This is a genomic window from Marivivens donghaensis, from assembly GCF_030410045.1.
Taxonomy (GTDB): domain Bacteria; phylum Pseudomonadota; class Alphaproteobacteria; order Rhodobacterales; family Rhodobacteraceae; genus Marivivens; species Marivivens donghaensis.
The window spans coordinates 66,071-83,475 of sequence record NZ_JAUFRA010000001.1; the positions used below are offsets into that span (position 1 = coordinate 66,071).

A 17,405-nucleotide genomic window follows, 5' to 3' on the forward strand; every position below is an offset into this window, starting at 1 on the left:
CTGGCGGTTTACCGTGCTATATAGAGGTGACATGGACAAAGTCTCAGGTCAAAGACGCGCGGTGCCGCACCTTTATCCCCCGATCGACCCATTTGACCAGCAGATGCTGGATGTGGGCGACGGGCACAGAGTGTATGTCGAACAGTGCGGCCGCCGCGACGGTGTGCCTGTCATCGTTGTTCACGGCGGACCGGGTGGCGGTTGTAGCCCTGCGATGCGGCGTTATTTCGACCCAGACGTGTATCGTATCGTTCTGTTCGATCAGCGTGGATGTGGTCGGTCCTTACCTCATGCGAGCATCGAGGCGAACACGACGTGGGACCTTGTCGCGGATATGGAGAAGATCCGTGAGACCCTGAATATCGGGCGCTGGTTTGCCTTTGGCGGAAGTTGGGGCGCGACGCTGGCCTTGATCTACGCGCAGACCCATCCTGAACGCGTGTTGGGTTTGATCCTGCGCGGCGTATTCCTGATGACCGATCCAGAGCTGGATTGGTTCTATGGTGGTGGTGCGGGTGCATTCTGGCCTGACCTTTGGGCCCGTTTCGAAAGCCTCATTCCTGAGGAAGAGCGGGACGATATGATCGGCGCCTATCACCGCCGTTTGTTCAGCGGAAACCTGATGGAGGAGACTCGCTTCGCGCGGGCTTGGGCCAATTGGGAGAACGCGCTGGCATCCATCGAGTCCAATGGTTTTGCAGGCGAAGCACCCGGTGAATACGCGCGGGCATTTTCGCGGCTAGAGAACCATTACTTTATCAACAAGGGGTTCCTGACCGAAGACACTGCGATCCTGAACAACCTCCACCGCCTGCGCGGTATCCCAGGCCATATTGTCCAAGGTCGCTACGACATGATCTGCCCGCCGACCTCGGCATACAAACTGCACAAAGGCTGGTTCGGCTCGCGGATGCGGATGATCCCTCAGGCGGGTCATGCGCTGTCTGAGCCGGGGATCACGCGGGAATTGGTGCGGATCATGGATGAGATCGCGGCGGAGTTTTAATAGCCATTCACCCATAAGGAGGCTGCGGGTAACCTGATGGCTCCCAACAAGTTCGTGGATGGCATGGACCCAAGCGATTTGCTTCGCTACGGTATTAAAGTTGAATCCAAACGGAGTCTGCACAGGTGCAGTCTTACAAACGAAGAAACCTGCTGAAATACGGTATCGCCGCTGCGGTTTTGACTGCTTCGGGCGTATCGGCGCGTGCGGGTTCTGTCGGTGGACGACTCACTGTTGGCCTGTCGGGGGCATCGCCGCTGGACAGTTGGGATGCTCGGACGTTTTCAGACAGTTTCATGATAGCCTGCGGGCAGGGCGCTGTTTTTGATTGTCTGACCGAAGTGACGGCGGATGGATCGTTGGTCGGTGAGCTCGCCGAAAGCTGGGAGTCATCGGCGGACGGTCGCATTTGGACGGTTGCGTTGCGGCGTGGCGTGAGTTTTCACAACGGCAAACCGTTTGTCGCGCAGGATGTGATCGACAGTTTTGATCTCCATCGTGGAACGGCATCAGGTGCGCGGGTTATTGTTGATGGCATTCAGGACATATCTCGTTTGTCGGACCATCAGGTGCGATTCACGCTGACTTCTGGGAACGCCGATTTTCCTTATTTGCTGTCCGATTATCACCTGATCATCTACCCCTCTGGTCAGATCGATGAAGCGATCGCCCACGGGATTGGCACTGGCCTCTACCGCGTTGAGAGCTTTGAGCCGGGGGTGCGGTTTGTTGGGCGTCGCGTGCAGAGCCATTACAAAGACGGATCGGCAGGTTGGTTCGACCGCGTTGAATACGTGGCGATGAATGATCGTGCGCGGCGGATGAATGCGCTTCTTACAGGTCAGGTGGATGCTGTTGATCGGGTGGACCCTGCTGCCGTATCGCGGCTTTCGACCCATCCTCGGATAAATATCGTTGAGACGACGGGGAATATGCACCTCGCGTTTGGAATGCGAACAGATACGGCTCCGTTTGACGATCTGAATGTTCGGCTTGCGCTCAAGCATGGCATCGATCGGCAGGCGATTGTTGATCAGGTGCTGCATGGTCATGGACGTGTTGCAGCGGATAGCCCGATTGGACCTGCGAACCAGTTCTATGCGGGGCTTGCGCCTCTGGCTCATGACCCTGAGCGTGCCGCATGGCATTTGCGTCGGGCTGGGCTGTCGAACGTCTCAGTTGATCTGTTCACGTCCGATGTCGCGATGAATTCGTCTGCGATCGACCTGTTCCGCACGGCTGCCGCGCCAGCGGGCATTGATATTCAGATCAAAGAGGCGGCATCTGTTGGGTATTGGGGCGACACCTTTGGGAGCCAGCCATTCGCAGCGACCTATTGGTCAGGTCGAGTGACCGAAGACTGGATGCTCTCGACGGCCTATCATGCAGGTAGCCCTTGGAACGATACGCGCTGGGCGGATGGACGGTTCGAACAGTTGCTTGTCGCAGCGCGGGCCGAATTTGACCCTGATCTGCGGTCAGAACTCTACTCTGAAATGCAGAAAATCCTACGCGATCAGGGCGGTGCAATTATTCCCGCGTTTGCAAATTGGATCGGTGCAACCTCGGATCGGGTCGCAATCCCCACGTCGATTGGCAACCTTTGGCCCATGGATAACGCGCGCATGGCAGAACGGTGGTGGGTGGCCTGACGGTTTCCCTTGCAGACTCAGCAGTATGGGCCTATATGGCCTCTCAACAGCGGCGCTGACGGTTCCGACCCGACGCTCCACCGGGAAAGATCGACGGGCCGCGAGCCCGTTTTTTTGTTTTTGGAGAACAGATGACTGATCTGATCGCCAAGGCGGCATTGGACCGCCGGATCGCAGAAATTATTACCCCTGTCATTGAGGACATGGGGTACGAAGTTGTGCGCGTCCGTTTGATGAAAAGCCTCAAGGAAACCACCTTGCAGGTTATGGCGCAGAAACCCGATGGCACCATCGAGGTTGACGACTGCGCTAAGATTTCGACCGCGCTTTCGGCAACGCTCGACGTCGAGGACCCGATCATTGAGGCCTACAGCCTCGAAGTATCGTCCCCCGGTATCGATCGTCCGCTGACACGTCTCAAGGATTTCGAGCAATGGGCCGGCAACGAGGCCAAGATCGAAACCAGCGAGATGATCGACGGTCGTCGGCGCTTTAAAGGCCAGCTTGCTGGCGTCGAAGGTGATGAAGTTCTGATCACGCTTGATGAGCAGGGCGAAGACATCACCATCGGTCTGAAATTCGACTGGCTGTCAGATGCCAAACTGGTTCTGACAGATGAATTGATCCGCGAAGTTCTGCGCGGTCGCAAAGACAAGGGCCAAATCGATGAGGCCCAGTATGATGAAGTTGAAACCATCATTGATGGCGACGAGGAGTAAGAGACATGGCAATTACCTCTGCCAACCAGCTTGAGCTGCTGCAAACAGCCGAAGCCGTAGCCCGCGAGAAAATGATCGACCCGAACCTGGTCGTCGAAGCGATGGAAGAGTCGCTCGCTCGTGCAGCGAAATCGCGTTACGGCTCGGAAATGGACATCCGCGTGTCGATCGACCGCAAAACTGGTAAAGCAACCTTTACCCGTGTCCGTACCGTTGTTGCTGACGAAGATCTTGAGAATTATCAGGCTGAGTTCACCGTCGATCAGGCGAAGCAATATATGGCTGACCCGCAAATTGGTGACGAATTCTCTGAGGAAGTTCCGCCTGTTGAACTGGGCCGTATTGCTGCTCAGTCCGCTAAACAGGTTATCCTTCAGAAAGTCCGCGAAGCTGAGCGCGACAAGCAGTACGAAGAATTCAAAGACCGCGCAGGCACCATCATCAACGGTTCCGTTAAGCGTGAAGAATACGGCAACGTCATCGTCGACGTAGGTGCTGGTGAAGCTGTTCTGCGTCGCAACGAGAAAATCGGCCGCGAAGCATACCGCCCAGGTGACCGTATTCGTGCATACGTTAAAGACGTTCGTCGTGAACCTCGTGGCCCGCAGATCTTCCTGTCGCGTACCGCTCCTGAGTTCATGGCTGAGCTCTTCAAAATGGAAGTGCCGGAAATCTACGAAGGCATCATCGAGATCAAAGCGGTTGCTCGTGACCCAGGTTCGCGCGCTAAGATCGCAGTTATCTCGTTCGACAACTCGATCGATCCGGTTGGCGCTTGCGTCGGTATGCGCGGTAGCCGTGTTCAGGCCGTTGTAAACGAGCTTCAGGGCGAGAAAATCGACATCATTCCGTGGAATGAAGATACACCAACCTTCCTCGTGAACGCACTGCAGCCGGCAGAAGTGTCGAAAGTGGTTCTGGACGAAGAGGCAGGCAAAATCGAAGTTGTTGTTCCTGAAGAGCAGCTGTCGCTTGCGATTGGTCGCCGTGGTCAGAACGTGCGTCTGGCGTCTCAGCTGACGGGTCTCGACATCGACATCATGACCGAGGAAGAAGAATCCAAGCGTCGTCAGGCCGAGTTCGAAGTGCGCACCAAGTTGTTCATGGAAAACCTCGATCTCGACGAATTCTTTGCTCAGTTGCTGGTTTCAGAAGGCTTCACCAACCTCGAAGAAGTTGCCTACGTTGACGTTGACGAACTGCTCGTGATCGACGGCGTTGATGACGACACTGCAAACGAATTGCAGGCACGCGCTCGCGACGTTCTGGAAGCCCAGAACCGCAAAGCGATGGAACGTGCACGTGAGTTGGGCGTCGAAGACAGCCTCGTTGAATTCGAAGGTCTGACACCGCAAATGATCGAAGCCCTTGCCGAAGACGGCGTGAAATCGCTCGAAGATTTCGCGACCTGCGCGGACTGGGAATTGGCTGGCGGCTGGACCACTGTGGACGGCGAACGCGTCAAGGACGATGGCGTCCTCGAGAAGTTCGACGTGAGCCTCGAAGAAGCTCAGGACATGATCATGACCGCTCGCGTCATGCTTGGCTGGGTTGACCCTGAAGAGCTCGAAGCGGACGCAGAAGATGAGATTGAAGAGGGGGCTGAGGAGTAATCCTCGGAGTTCTTGAGAATGACCCGTGGCGGACAACATAAAAATCGGGATATGGAAACTGAACGCAAGTGCATCGTCACTGGCGAAGTTCAGCCTGTGTCTGGGTTGATCCGCTTTGTGGTTGGTCCTGATAATCAGGTCTATCCTGATGTGATGGAGAAACTTCCCGGTCGGGGCATGTGGGTTTCAGCCACTCGCAGTGCTCTGGAACAGGCTGGAAAGGGTCATTTTTCGCGATCTGCAAAGGCTCCGGTGACGGTGCCTGAAGGGCTCGCCGATGACGTAGAGCGTCAACTTGTGCGCCGTGTGACTGATTTGATCGCACTGGCTCGAAAGGGCGGCTATGCCATCGGGGGCTTTGAGAAAGTTAAGGACTGGTTGGCAGGCGGGGAACGTGTTCGCGTTCTCTTGCAGGCCAGCGATGGATCCGCGCGCGGAAAAACCAAACTCTGGACGCCGGAAGGCGCCCGATATTTCGACTGCCTCACGGCTGATGAATTGGGTTTGGCTTTCGGGCGTCAAAGTGTGATACATGGCGCGCTCGCTTATGGCGGACTCAGCGACCGTGTTGTAGAGGAAGCCGCAAAGCTGAAAAGCATGCGTATAACTGACGGCGGCAATTCGGCCACCGGAAAGGAAAAAGTAGCTAGATGAGCGATAACGACGGAAAAAAACCTCTTGGTCTGCGTGGCGGTTCGGGAAATGTGAAGCAGAGCTTCAGCCACGGACGCACCAAGAACGTCGTGGTTGAGACCAAGCGCAAACGCGTTGTGGTTCCCAAGCCAGGTGCAGCCAAACCAGGCGGCACTACACGACCAACTGTAGGTGACCCCTCCAAGCGTCCAGCCGGTATTTCTGATGCCGAACTGGAACGCCGTATGAAGGCACTCGCGGTAGCGAAAGCCCGCGAAGCCGAAGATGCCGCAAGGCGTGAGGCCGAAGACAAAGCACGCGAAGAAGAGCGTGATCGTCGTCGTGCCGAAATCGAAGCAAAAGAACGCGAAGAGCGCGAGCGCGAAGAAGCTCTCCGTGCGAAAGCGGAAGAAGAAGAGCGCAAAAAGCGTGAAGCTGAAGAAGCCGCGCGTGCTGCTGAAGTAAAGAAAGCTGCCGCTGCTGCGCCGGCACCTGCTGCCGCTGCTGCGCCTGCAGGTGGTGAGGATGACCGCTCTGGTCGTTCCGTGGGCGCTGGCCCGCGCAAGGTTGATCGTCAACGTGACGACGCCCGTGATGACGCGAAAAACGCGAAAGCCAAAGTAGCGTCGCGTGATGGCGGCCGCCGCTCTGGTAAGTTGTCGCTGAATGATGCGCTGGCAGGTGGTGACGGTCGTCACCGCTCGATGGCAGCTATGAAGCGTAAGCAAGAGAAAGCCCGTCAAAAAGCGATGGGTGGACAAATGCAGCGCGAGAAAATCGTGCGTGACGTCCAACTTCCTGAAGCGATCACCGTTGCAGAACTTGCGAACCGTATGGCCGAACGCGTGGCTGATGTTGTGAAAGCTCTGATGCAGAATGGCATCATGGCGACACAGAACCAGACGATCGACGCCGATACCGCAGAACTGATCATTGAAGAGTTCGGCCACCGTGTACAACGTGTGTCGGATGCTGACGTTGAACAAGCGATTGAGCAGGTTCAGGACAAAGCTGAAGATCTGAAACCGCGTCCGCCGGTCATCACCATCATGGGCCACGTTGACCACGGTAAGACTTCGCTTCTCGACGCGATCCGCAAGGCGAACGTTGTATCTGGCGAAGCTGGCGGCATCACCCAGCACATCGGTGCGTATCAGGTAACCACCGACTCTGGCGCTGTTCTGTCGTTCCTCGACACTCCGGGCCACGCTGCGTTTACGTCAATGCGTGCTCGTGGTGCGCAGGTAACGGACATTGTTGTTCTCGTTGTTGCGGCTGACGACGCCGTGATGCCGCAGACCATCGAAGCAATCGCTCACGCAAAAGCGGCGAAAGTTCCGATGATCGTTGCGATCAACAAGTGCGATAAACCATCAGCGAACCCTGATAAGGTCCGTACAGATCTCTTGATGCACGAAATCGTGGTCGAGAAGATGTCTGGTGACGTTCAGGACGTTGAAGTTTCGGCCAAAACTGGCATGGGTCTCGACAGCCTCCTCGAAGCAATTGCGCTTCAGGCGGAAATCCTCGAACTCAAAGCGAACCCGAACCGCGCTGCTCAGGGCGCTGTGATCGAAGCTCAGCTCGATGTGGGTCGTGGTCCGGTTGCAACTGTTCTGGTTCAGAACGGTACTCTGAAACGCGGCGATATCTTCGTTGTGGGTGAGCAGTGGGGTAAAGTCCGCGCGCTGATCAACGACCAAGGTGAGCGTGTTGACGAGGCTGGTCCGTCTGTTCCTGTTGAGGTTCTTGGCCTCAACGGCACTCCGGAAGCAGGTGACGTTCTGAACGTGACCGAAACCGAAGCGCAGGCGCGTGAGATTGCTGAATACCGTGCTCATGCTGCGAAAGAAAAACGCGCAGCGGCGGGTGCAGCGACCACCCTCGAACAGCTGATGGCGAAAGCGAAGGAAGACGAGAACGTTTCTGAGCTGCCAGTTGTTGTTAAAGCTGACGTTCAGGGTTCCGCCGAAGCAATCGTTCAGGCGCTGGAAAAAGTCGGCAACGACGAAGTCCGCGTTCGCGTTATTCACTACGGCGTTGGTGCGATCACCGAGACTGACGTTGGTCTTGCAGAAGCATCGGGCACCCCGGTTATCGGCTTTAACGTCCGTGCGAACGCGCCGGCACGTAACTCCGCGAACCAGAAGGGCGTTGAAATTCGTTACTACTCGGTCATCTATGACCTCGTGGACGACATCAAAGCTGCTGCATCTGGCCTTCTGTCCGCAGAAATCCGCGAGAACTTTATCGGTTACGCGAACATCAAAGAGGTGTTCAAGGTTTCCAACGTCGGCAAAGTTGCTGGCTGTCTGGTCACCGAAGGCGTGGCCCGTCGTTCGGCTGGTGTGCGTCTGCTACGTGATAACGTTGTTATTCACGAAGGTACGCTCAAGACCCTCAAGCGCTTCAAAGATGAAGTGGCCGAGGTTCAGTCCGGTCAGGAATGCGGTATGGCGTTCGAGAACTACGACGATATCCGTCCAGGTGACGTTATCGAGATCTTTGAACGTGAAGAAATCGAGCGCAGCCTGTAATCAGGCCGCGTTTCGCACAAAAGAAAAGGGACGGTCCAAAGCGGACCGTCCCTTTTTCTTTGTCATGTCGGAACAGGTTCCGATCTTAGGCCGCAACGTTTGCTGGACGCCCAACGTAAGTGCGCTTGCCGACGCTGATTACAACTTTGCCGTTATCCGCGTCGCGCAGAAACTTGCCCTGCAAGGACACACTGCTGCCGATAATAATTGTACGGTACATATCTAACACCTCAGGTTGTCGCCTAGAGGTAAAGCTACCTGATGGGTGGCTGTTAAAAATAGCTATCCCAAAGGATGATTTTAGAGCCAGTCGCGTAGAATTGGGATGAGCGGAATGTCGGCAGGAGGCATCGGGTAATCGTTCAGATGTTCCTTGCGGACCCAAGCCAGCTTTTGGCCCTCTTTGGGCTGTGGTGTGCCATTCCAGCGCCGGCACGCAAACAAAGGCATCAGAAGGTGGAAATCGTCGTAGCTGTACGAGGCAAACGTCAGCGGCGCGAGGCAGGAATTCCACGTTTCGATACCGAGTTCTTCGTGGAGTTCGCGGACCAGTGCGGCCTCGGGCGTTTCGCCTGTTTCGACTTTACCACCTGGGAATTCCCATAGGCCCGCTAGGGACTTTCCCTCGGGCCGTTGAGCGAGCAGAACGCGCCCATCGACATCGATGAGCGCGACTGCGGAAACGAGGATGATTTTCTTCGTCACGAGCGATAGTCCGCGTTGATCCGGATGTATTCGTAGGTCAGGTCACAGGTCCAAACCGTTGACGCGCCAATCCCGATGCCGAGATCAACACCGATGATCAGTTCAGCGTTTTTCATGTAAGCGCTTGCGTCCGCTTCGGAATAATTTGGCGCGCGCCATCCGTTTTCGGCTACGGTGATGTCGCCAAACCGAATGGAGAGACGATCACGGTCGGCTTCGGCACCAGATTTACCGACAGCGGCAACGATACGACCCCAGTTGGCATCTTCGCCAGCAATCGCGGTTTTAACCAACGGAGAGTTCGCGACTGAAAGGCCGACGCGTTTTGCGTCTGCGTCGTTGGCTGCGCCTGTAACTTGGATCTCAACGAACTTGGTTGCGCCTTCGCCGTCGCGGATCACTTGATGAGATAGGTCGAGCATCACCTTGTGAAGCGCGGCCTCAAAGTCAGCATTGCCGGTGACATCCACGCCAGATGCGCCTGTTGCACCGATGAGGAGCGTGTCAGAAGTCGATGTATCGCTGTCGACGGTGATGCAGTTAAAGGTCTTATCGGTGAGTTTCGACAGGACACCCTGCAGCGCTTCGTAGCCAATTTTCGCATCTGTAAAGATGTAGACGAGCATGGTGGCCATGTCGGGCGCGATCATGCCTGAACCTTTGGCGATGCCTGCAATCTTGACCGTCTGACCGTTCACGGTGATTTCAGCCGCGGACCCCTTCGGGAAGGTATCGGTGGTCATGATTGCCTTTGCAGCGCCTTCGATGCCGCCCGCGTTGAGGTTTGCGGATAGCTCGCCAATTTTCGCGGTGATACGGTCGTAGGGTAGGGGTTCGCCAATTACGCCAGTTGACGAGGTAAAGATGCGATCAGCGTCGATACCAGTCTGTTCCGCAACGCCAGCGCATAGAGCGGTCACAGCTTCAACACCACGAGCGCCTGTAAAGGCGTTCGAGTTGCCCGAGTTCACGATGATGGCGGCCCGTCCCGCCTGTGTTTTCCCGTTTTTGGCCTGACAGTCCAAAACGTTCGCCGACCGTGTGGCCGACCGTGTGAAAACGCCTGCAACGGTGCTGCCTTCGACCAATTCGGCCAGCATCACATCGGTGCGGTTGTTGTATTTCACACCAGCCATAGCCGATGCAAAACGGACGCCATCAATGACCGGAAGGTCGGGGAATGCCGTAGGGGCAAGAGGCGAGACGGGCATAGTTTTACTGCTCCAACAGGTCGAGGTTGGTGAGAGCGGCTGGATCGATCGAGCCAGCTTCGATGCGTGTAATGTCAGAATCAGAGGTGATCTGAGCCAGATAGGTGGTGATCATTTCCTCTTGGATCTTAGCGGCGAGTTCGTCGCGCATATCGTCGAGGGTCGGGTTTGCCTGATCACGAGTCTCATTCAGTTTGATGATGTGCCAGCCGAATTGAGTCTCAACGGGTTCAGATACAGTGCCGACTTCCATAGCGACGACGGCTTGTTCGAACGGTTCGACCATCATGCCTGGACCGAACCAACCGAGCTGGCCACCGTTCGGGCCAGATGGACCTGTCGACAGTTCGGTAGCAACGGTTGCGAAGTCTTCGCCTGCATCAATGCGTGCTTTCGCGGCGAGCGCTTCTTCTTGGGTGGCCAAGAGGATGTGCGATGCATTGTATTCAGGTGTCGGCTCTGCGTCAGCGAATTGCGCGTCATAGGCAGCCTGTAGAGCCTCTTCGGTGACTGCAGCTTCGGACAAAACAGAGATGCGCTCGCCCGCTTTGATCGAACGGGTTTCGTTTTCGATCGCGTATTGAGCGCGCGCAGGCAGATCAGTCATTTCATCGGCGAGCAACTGTTGTTGGATCAGTTGTTCGAGGATACCGTCCCAGAGAACTTCGGGCGGGAGTTGCTGATATTGGGCGGGCAGTTGCGCCATTGTGATGATCATGTGCGACAGTGTGATATCGGTGCCGTTTACAGTCGCGACGACGGTATTTCCGGTCGCTTCCTCAGCCTGTGCAGTGGCCGCAAAGAGGGCGAGGGCACTTGCTGCTGCGAATGTAGCGAATTTCTTCATCAAATCTTTCCCAATTCGGCTGCGAAAGCCCCGCAGCGTTGACACTTTATGGCCCTCCCCTTACATCCCGAAGAGGCATTGAGGGACCGTCTTGTCACCTGTTTAGGCGTTGCTGCTGTAAGCGACAAGCAACCTCCTCATCATAACGACGTCATTAGGCCCCAAATTGAGGGCGCGGAGAGAACATGCTGGGATTCGGAACGCTGGCCAAAAAGGTGTTTGGCACCGCGAACGACCGCAAGATCAAGGCAACCAAGCCGATCATCGCAAAGATCAACGCGCTGGAGCCCAAATTCGAGAAGCTGACAGATGAACAGCTGATCGAGAAGTCCAACGAATTTAAGGGACGCATCGAGGGTGGTGAATCACTCGACTCGCTGCTGCCCGAGGCCTTTGCGAACTGTCGCGAAGCCGCCAAGCGTGCATTGGGTCTGCGGGCCTTTGATGTGCAGTTGATGGGCGGGATTTTCCTGCACCAAGGTAACATTTCCGAGATGAAGACCGGTGAAGGTAAAACGCTCATGGCGACCTTCGCGGCCTATCTGAATGCGCTCACGGGCAAAGGCGTTCACGTTGTGACGGTGAACGACTACCTCGCACGTCGTGACGCGGAATGGATGAGCAAAGTTTACGGTGCTTTGGGTCTGACCACGGGCGTTGTGGTTCCTCAGCAGCCCGAAGACGAAAAGCGCGCGGCTTATGCCTGCGACATCACCTACACGACCAACAATGAACTCGGTTTCGATTACCTTCGTGACAACATGAAGTCAGAGCTGAGCCAGATGATGCAGCGTCAGCACTACTACGCGATTGTGGACGAGGTCGACTCGATCCTTATCGACGAAGCGCGGACCCCGCTGATCATTTCTGGTCCAGCGCAAGACCGTTCGGAGCTGTACAAAGCCATCGACGCGTTGATCCCAGAGCTGGCTGAATCGCACTACACCATCGATGAAAAGTCCCGTCAGGTGACCTTTACCGATGAGGGTAACGAATTCCTCGAAGAGCGTCTGCGGACCGCAGGTATCCTGCCTGCCGACCAGTCGCTCTACGATCCGGAAAGCACCACCATTGTTCACCACGTGAACCAAGGCCTCCGTGCTCACAAGCTGTTCACCAAGGACAAAGACTACATCGTTCGTGACGGCAACGTTGTGCTGATCGACGAATTTACGGGCCGTATGATGGCGGGTCGTCGTTTGTCCGACGGTCTGCATCAAGCGATCGAAGCCAAAGAGAACTGCGCGATCCAGCCCGAGAACGTGACACTCGCGTCGGTGACATTCCAGAACTACTTCCGCCTGTATGAAAAACTGGGTGGCATGACGGGTACGGCGATGACCGAAGCCGACGAGTTCATGGAAATCTACCGTCTTGGCGTTGTCGAAGTTCCGACCAACCGTCCGATTGCGCGCAAAGATGAACATGATCAGGTTTACCGTTCGGCACAGGAAAAATTTGATGCCATCGTCAAAGAAATCGGTATCGCCCATGAAAAAGGCCAGCCGATCCTTGTCGGTACGACCTCGATTGAGAAATCGGAATTCCTGTCCCAGCTTCTGACCGCTGCAAAAATCCCGCACAACGTTCTGAACGCGCGTCAGCACGAGCAAGAGGCGCAGATCGTTGCAGAGGCTGGTAAGCTCGACGCTGTGACGATTGCGACGAACATGGCGGGCCGTGGCACTGACATTAAGCTCGGCGGTAACGTTGAGCATAAAGTTCTCGAGGCGATTGCCGCGAACCCTGAGGCCGACCCCGAAGCCATCCGTGCGCAGATCGAAGAAGCGCACAAGGGTGACGAAGAGGCGGTTAAACAGGCCGGTGGTCTGTTTGTTCTGGCTACGGAACGTCACGAATCCCGTCGTATCGACAACCAGCTGCGCGGCCGTTCGGGCCGCCAGGGTGACCCTGGTCGTTCTGTGTTCTTCCTGTCGCTTGACGATGACCTGATGCGTATCTTTGGGTCCGAGCGTCTAGAGAAAGTCCTCTCTGGCCTCGGTATGAAAGAGGGCGAAGCGATCATTCACCCGTGGGTGAACAAATCGCTCGAACGTGCGCAGGCTAAGGTCGAAGGCCGCAACTTTGACATTCGTAAGCAGCTGTTGAAGTTCGATGACGTGATGAACGATCAGCGTAAGGTGATCTTTAAGCAGCGCCGCGAAATCATGGAAGCGGCGGACCTGTCCGAGATTGTTGGTGATATGCGTCAGGACGTTGTCGACGATCTGGTCGACCAGTTCATTCCTGCGCGCTCCTATGCGGATCAGTGGGATGCTGAGGGGCTGAAGGCTGCATGTCTCGATAAGCTGGGCGTTGACGTGCCTGTCGTTGAATGGGCGTCTGAAGAGGGCGTGGACGACAGCGATATCCGCGACCGTCTCTATGAGGCGACCGATGCGCTTATGGCAGAAAAAGCCGAAGCCTTTGGTGCCGAGACTATGCGCCAGATCGAAAAGCAGATCCTGCTTCAAACCATCGACGGTAAATGGCGCGAGCATTTGTTGACGCTCGAACACCTTCGGTCGGTTGTTGGTTTCCGTGGTTATGCGCAGCGTGACCCGCTCAACGAATACAAAACCGAAGCCTTCCAGTTGTTCGAAAGCCTCTTGGATGGTTTGCGTGAGGACGTGACCCAGAAACTTTCGCGCATTCAGCCGATGTCCAAAGAGCAGCAAGAACAGATGCTGCGTCAAATGGTGGAACAGCAGCGTCAGGCGCAGGCAGCTGCTGCAGCGGCAGAACAGCCAAAGCATCCAGCAGCGAACGCAAAACCTGGGTTCGATGAAAATGATCAGACGACTTGGGGTGATCCGTCGCGCAACGATCCGTGCCCCTGTGGTTCGGGCGAGAAGTTCAAATACTGCCACGGCAAGTTCTGAGCTTTAGTGGCAGGTGAAATTAGGGGCCGGTGTCAGCAATGACGCCGGCCTTTTTCTATCCAATGACCAATTACGCCCCAATTCAGCCCAGAACTTTCCCCAGTCAGGTCCAGCTAACACCATCTTACACCCTTAGGTTGAAAACTGAATTTAAGTGTTGGTGGAGGGTGAATTGTCCCGCTCTAGAAAAATGATGACTGCTGGCGTCACGTTTTCGGCTGCTCTTGCCGTTGGTTTTGTTATGCAAAACGGCAACGCGTTTGCTGAACGTTCGACTGATGTTGAGGCGATGCCAGCACCCGTCCAAAGCAGCGTTTTAGTTGAGCCATCTGTGGCGCTGCGCGATGTTGCCCTGCCCGAAGACGCTGGCCCATTCATGGTCGCGCCTGAGGTTCAGGTCACAGAATTGAAGGTGCCCGCCAGCATTGATCCTGTCGTGACGGACATTGTGCCGATCCTTGTCGCTGCGACGGTTCCAGACGAGCCAATTTCCGACCCCGCCGATGAAATTGCGTTGAACGTCGACTGTGTGCCCGAAATGGCAGCGGAGGCGAGCGCATCTGGCATGGTGAATCTGACGGTTGACGCGTCGTGCTATCCACAGGCGCGGTTCACTGTGCACCATCAGGGCATGATGTTCTCTGTCGCAACCGATGAGGACGGCCAGTTTGCGGCCGAAGTTCCAGCTCTTACTGATAACGCCGTATTTATTGCGGCTTTTGACGACGGGATGGGTGCGGTAGCGAGCGTGATTGTTCCTGATGTCGCGGACTTGGATCGCGCTGTTCTGCAATGGCAAGGCAACTCAGCGGTCGGTATCCACGCCTTTGAATTCGGTGCGGAGTTTGGGTCGGACGGTCACGTCTGGGCGGATGCGCCACGGTCGCCGAGCGCTGCCGCGAATGGGCAGGGTTTCCTTGTTCGGCTCGGCAATGATGATTTGCCTGAACCCCTGATCGCCGAGGTCTATACCTACCCAACGGCTCATTCCGCGTCCGGCGGAGCGATCGAACTTAGTGTTGAAGCGTCTATCACGATCCGCAACTGTGGGCGGGAAGTTGCAGCCCAAAGTATCCAGATTGGGCCAGAGCACGACGCCGAAGCTGTTGACCTACAAGTCACTATGCCAGACTGCGATGCAGTTGGAGACTTTCTTGTGTTGAAAAATATGTTCACGGACTTAACACTCGCCGCGAAATGACGCGGATAAGTTGTAAAATCCTGAATTTAAAACGCATTGGCGCGGCTGCTTTGGCCGCACTCTTTGCGTGTGACATTGCCACTGCTGAACCCGTTAATCTGCGGACAGAGGGCGGGCTCGCGATTATTGGCGATGTACTAAGCTTTGATGGCGACTACATGCGCCTGCGGACCGAATACGGCGTTGTGACGGTCGCCTATGCTGGTGTGATTTGCGAGGGATTGCGGTGCCCTGCTCCCAACGGAGCGGCCGAACTTCGGTTCGCAGGATCGCCCCGCATTGGCGAGGTCCTTCTTCCCGCGTTGGTCGAGGCATATGGACGGCAACGGAACCTGAATATCTCGGCGCTTGAAGGCGAAAGTGCACTACAATATCAGATCGGGCCTCTCGGTGCGCCCGAACTGCAGGTCTATTTTGCGTTGAACGAGAGTTCGGTTGGTTTTGAAATGCAGCGCAAAGGAACAGCCGATGTGGTCATGTCTGCGCGTCCCGCGACGGCAGCAGAAAACGCGGCATCAATGGCTGCGGGTTTAGGGGCGCTTAACGCGAATGGTCGGGGACGCATATTGGCGCTCGATGCTTTGGTGCCCGTTGTATCCCCGCTCCAACCCGTCAAATCTATTTCTCTGGATGCTCTGTCGTCTGTGTTTAGTGGCGACGTTACAAACTGGTCCGACCTCAAGGGGGAAGATGGGGTAGTCCACCCTGTCTTGGCCGCCGAAAACTCCGATCAAGCGCATGGGTTCCAATCCATGGTTTTGGGTGACTCTGCTGCGGTCGAGGATGCTGTTCGGATTGAGGTCGGGCCCGAAATGACCAACCTCGTGGCCGAAGACCCACTGGCTATCGGTGTTGTGCCGATGGGGGCTTTTGGCAAAGCGGCGCCGATGATTTTGCAGGATGTCTGTGGGTTGAGATCCATCCCTCGTAGGACCTCGTTGAAGACGGGTGATTATCCACTTACGATGCCGCTTTATCTTTATCTACCTGAATACCGGATCGCACCGCAGGCTGCGGATTTTCTGGCTTGGCTGCGTAGCAACGAGGCTCAAGCCGTCATTCGGAGAGCTGGTTTTGTGGACCAAGGTGTAGTGCCGATTGGCTGGGATGAGCAAGGCGAGCGGCTTGCAAACGCTATTTTGCAGGCGGGTAGTGAAGTTTCATTGACCGAGCTTCAAGAAATGTTGCGCACGTTGGATGGGCAAGCCCGATTGTCGACAACCTTCCGATTTGCAGAGGGCGCGACCACTCTGACACCTGTTTCTGAATCGTATCTACTGTTCCTCGCCCAAGCGATACGCGATGGTCAGTTTGACGGTCGCCGTCTGGCCCTTGCGGGTTTTAGCGATGGAACTGGGGCCGCGAGCATCAACAAGAACCTCTCTCAGACTAGGGCCGATGCGGTGTTGGCAGAACTTACAGCAGCACTGGGTGGCGACGTTCCTGATGGGGTGCGCATTTCGGCGAACGGATTCGGTGAGGCCCTGCCGATGGGCTGCGATGAAACAGAGTGGGGTCGCCGCATGAATCGCCGCGTAGAACTCTGGGTCGGTGACTAGATCAGACCCTCGGCGCGGAAACTGAGTTCCCGAGATTTTCCAATGATCAGATGATCATGCAGCGTGATCCCCATGACGGTTAACGCCTGCTCGATTTGATGCGTGATGGTTATGTCAGCTTCTGACGGGGTCGGATCGCCAGACGGATGATTATGAACGAGGATCAAAGCGGAGGCGTTCAATTCAAGGGACCGTTTGACGACTTCTCTTGGATAAACGGGCACATGATCGACCGTGCCTTTGGACTGCTCTTCATCTGCAATCAGGACGTTCTTACGGTCGAGAAACAGGATGCGGAATTGTTCGGTTTCCCGATGCGCCATGACCGTGTGGCAGTAGTCGAGAACTTCACTCCAACTGCTGATCACCTGACGTTGCATGATTTTGGATCGTGCGAGCCGTTGCGCGGCTGCCTCGATGATCTTGAGTTCAACGACGACCGCATCACCGACGCCTTTGATCCCTTTAAGAGTCGCAGTTGGCGCGGTGACGACACGACCGAAATCCCCGAATTTATCCAAAAGCGCATGCGCCAGTGGTTTCACATCCTGACGCGGAATGGCGCGAAAAAGCACGAGTTCTAGCATTTCGTAGTCGGGGAGGGCTGCTGCGCCACCCGTCATGAATCGTTCCCGTAGGCGGGTGCGGTGATCTTTGATGTAGGATGGCTGCCCTTTTGCCTGAATAGGCAAAACAACCTCATCATTGAGGTCGAAAAACGGGAGTGGCGCTTCGGCCATGTGCGGGGACTGGGTCATACTGCGAGCATTGCCGATGACAGATTAAGGCCGAGTAAACGAAAAAGGGCGACCGTGATGGCCGCCCTTTGATCGTTGGGAT

General features: G+C 55.9%; 14 protein-coding genes. 9 read left to right on the top strand and 5 right to left on the bottom strand.

Annotated features, from left to right (window positions below; genetic code table 11):
• The first annotated feature begins 31 nt into the window (after nt 1–31).
• From pip to infB, 6 genes are all read left to right on the top strand, one after another.
• Nucleotides 32–1,006 carry a prolyl aminopeptidase gene (gene pip, locus QWY83_RS00355; protein WP_249946618.1) on the top strand — a complete coding sequence of 325 codons (975 nt, stop codon included), beginning with the start codon at nt 32–34 and terminating at the stop codon, nt 1,004–1,006.
• Between the two features lie 125 nt (nt 1,007–1,131).
• Entirely contained in the window at nt 1,132–2,658 is a 1,527-nt protein-coding gene (locus tag QWY83_RS00360) for an ABC transporter substrate-binding protein (RefSeq protein WP_249946619.1), read from the top strand.
• A 131-nt stretch (nt 2,659–2,789) separates the two neighbouring features.
• Complete coding sequence (gene rimP, locus QWY83_RS00365) at nt 2,790–3,377, top strand: ribosome maturation factor RimP (protein WP_067552516.1); 588 nt, start codon at nt 2,790–2,792, stop codon at nt 3,375–3,377.
• Between the two features lie 5 nt (nt 3,378–3,382).
• Nucleotides 3,383–4,990, top strand: coding sequence for a transcription termination factor NusA (gene nusA / locus QWY83_RS00370; protein ID WP_249946620.1), 1,608 nt, complete (start codon nt 3,383–3,385; stop codon nt 4,988–4,990).
• An 18-nt stretch (nt 4,991–5,008) separates the two neighbouring features.
• Nucleotides 5,009–5,644 (top strand): RNA-binding protein, encoded by a 636-nt coding sequence (locus tag QWY83_RS00375; protein ID WP_067552522.1) that lies wholly within the window; start codon nt 5,009–5,011, stop codon nt 5,642–5,644.
• Nucleotides 5,641–8,160, top strand: coding sequence for a translation initiation factor IF-2 (infB, locus tag QWY83_RS00380; protein WP_105236161.1), 2,520 nt, complete (start codon nt 5,641–5,643; stop codon nt 8,158–8,160). Before QWY83_RS00375 ends, infB begins: the two co-directional genes overlap by 4 nt.
• A gap of 85 nt (nt 8,161–8,245) precedes the next feature.
• Here the strand turns inward: infB and QWY83_RS00385 are convergent, their stop codons facing one another.
• The 4 genes from QWY83_RS00385 to QWY83_RS00400 all read right to left on the bottom strand — a co-directional run bounded on the left by QWY83_RS00385 (nt 8,246) and on the right by QWY83_RS00400 (nt 10,923).
• Nucleotides 8,246–8,380 carry a hypothetical protein gene (locus QWY83_RS00385; RefSeq protein ID WP_290245118.1) on the bottom strand — a complete coding sequence of 45 codons (135 nt, stop codon included), beginning with the start codon at nt 8,378–8,380 and terminating at the stop codon, nt 8,246–8,248.
• A gap of 80 nt (nt 8,381–8,460) precedes the next feature.
• Nucleotides 8,461–8,865: an 8-oxo-dGTP diphosphatase MutT gene (gene mutT, locus QWY83_RS00390; RefSeq protein WP_290245120.1), complete on the bottom strand. Its 405-nt coding sequence runs from the start codon at nt 8,863–8,865 to the stop codon at nt 8,461–8,463.
• Nucleotides 8,862–10,076 (bottom strand): bifunctional glutamate N-acetyltransferase/amino-acid acetyltransferase ArgJ, encoded by a 1,215-nt coding sequence (argJ, locus tag QWY83_RS00395; RefSeq protein ID WP_249946621.1) that lies wholly within the window; start codon nt 10,074–10,076, stop codon nt 8,862–8,864. Before argJ ends, mutT begins: the two co-directional genes overlap by 4 nt.
• A gap of 4 nt (nt 10,077–10,080) precedes the next feature.
• Nucleotides 10,081–10,923 carry a peptidylprolyl isomerase gene (locus tag QWY83_RS00400; RefSeq protein ID WP_249946622.1) on the bottom strand — a complete coding sequence of 281 codons (843 nt, stop codon included), beginning with the start codon at nt 10,921–10,923 and terminating at the stop codon, nt 10,081–10,083.
• Between the two features lie 185 nt (nt 10,924–11,108).
• On the opposite strand from QWY83_RS00400, the gene secA reads away from it, so the two are divergent.
• The 3 genes from secA to QWY83_RS00415 all read left to right on the top strand — a co-directional run bounded on the left by secA (nt 11,109) and on the right by QWY83_RS00415 (nt 16,565).
• A complete protein-coding gene (secA, locus tag QWY83_RS00405; protein WP_249946623.1) occupies nt 11,109–13,805 on the top strand; it encodes a preprotein translocase subunit SecA in 2,697 nt (898 codons plus the stop codon).
• A 193-nt stretch (nt 13,806–13,998) separates the two neighbouring features.
• Nucleotides 13,999–15,006 carry a hypothetical protein gene (locus tag QWY83_RS00410; RefSeq protein ID WP_290245123.1) on the top strand — a complete coding sequence of 336 codons (1,008 nt, stop codon included), beginning with the start codon at nt 13,999–14,001 and terminating at the stop codon, nt 15,004–15,006.
• Nucleotides 15,003–16,565 (top strand): phosphate ABC transporter substrate-binding/OmpA family protein, encoded by a 1,563-nt coding sequence (locus QWY83_RS00415; protein ID WP_249946625.1) that lies wholly within the window; start codon nt 15,003–15,005, stop codon nt 16,563–16,565. Before QWY83_RS00410 ends, QWY83_RS00415 begins: the two co-directional genes overlap by 4 nt.
• Here QWY83_RS00415 and radC read toward each other — a convergent pair.
• Nucleotides 16,562–17,323: a RadC family protein gene (gene radC, locus QWY83_RS00420; protein WP_249946626.1), complete on the bottom strand. Its 762-nt coding sequence runs from the start codon at nt 17,321–17,323 to the stop codon at nt 16,562–16,564. The two genes, QWY83_RS00415 and radC, sit on opposite strands and share 4 nt — an antisense overlap.
• Nucleotides 17,324–17,405 lie beyond the last annotated feature (82 nt).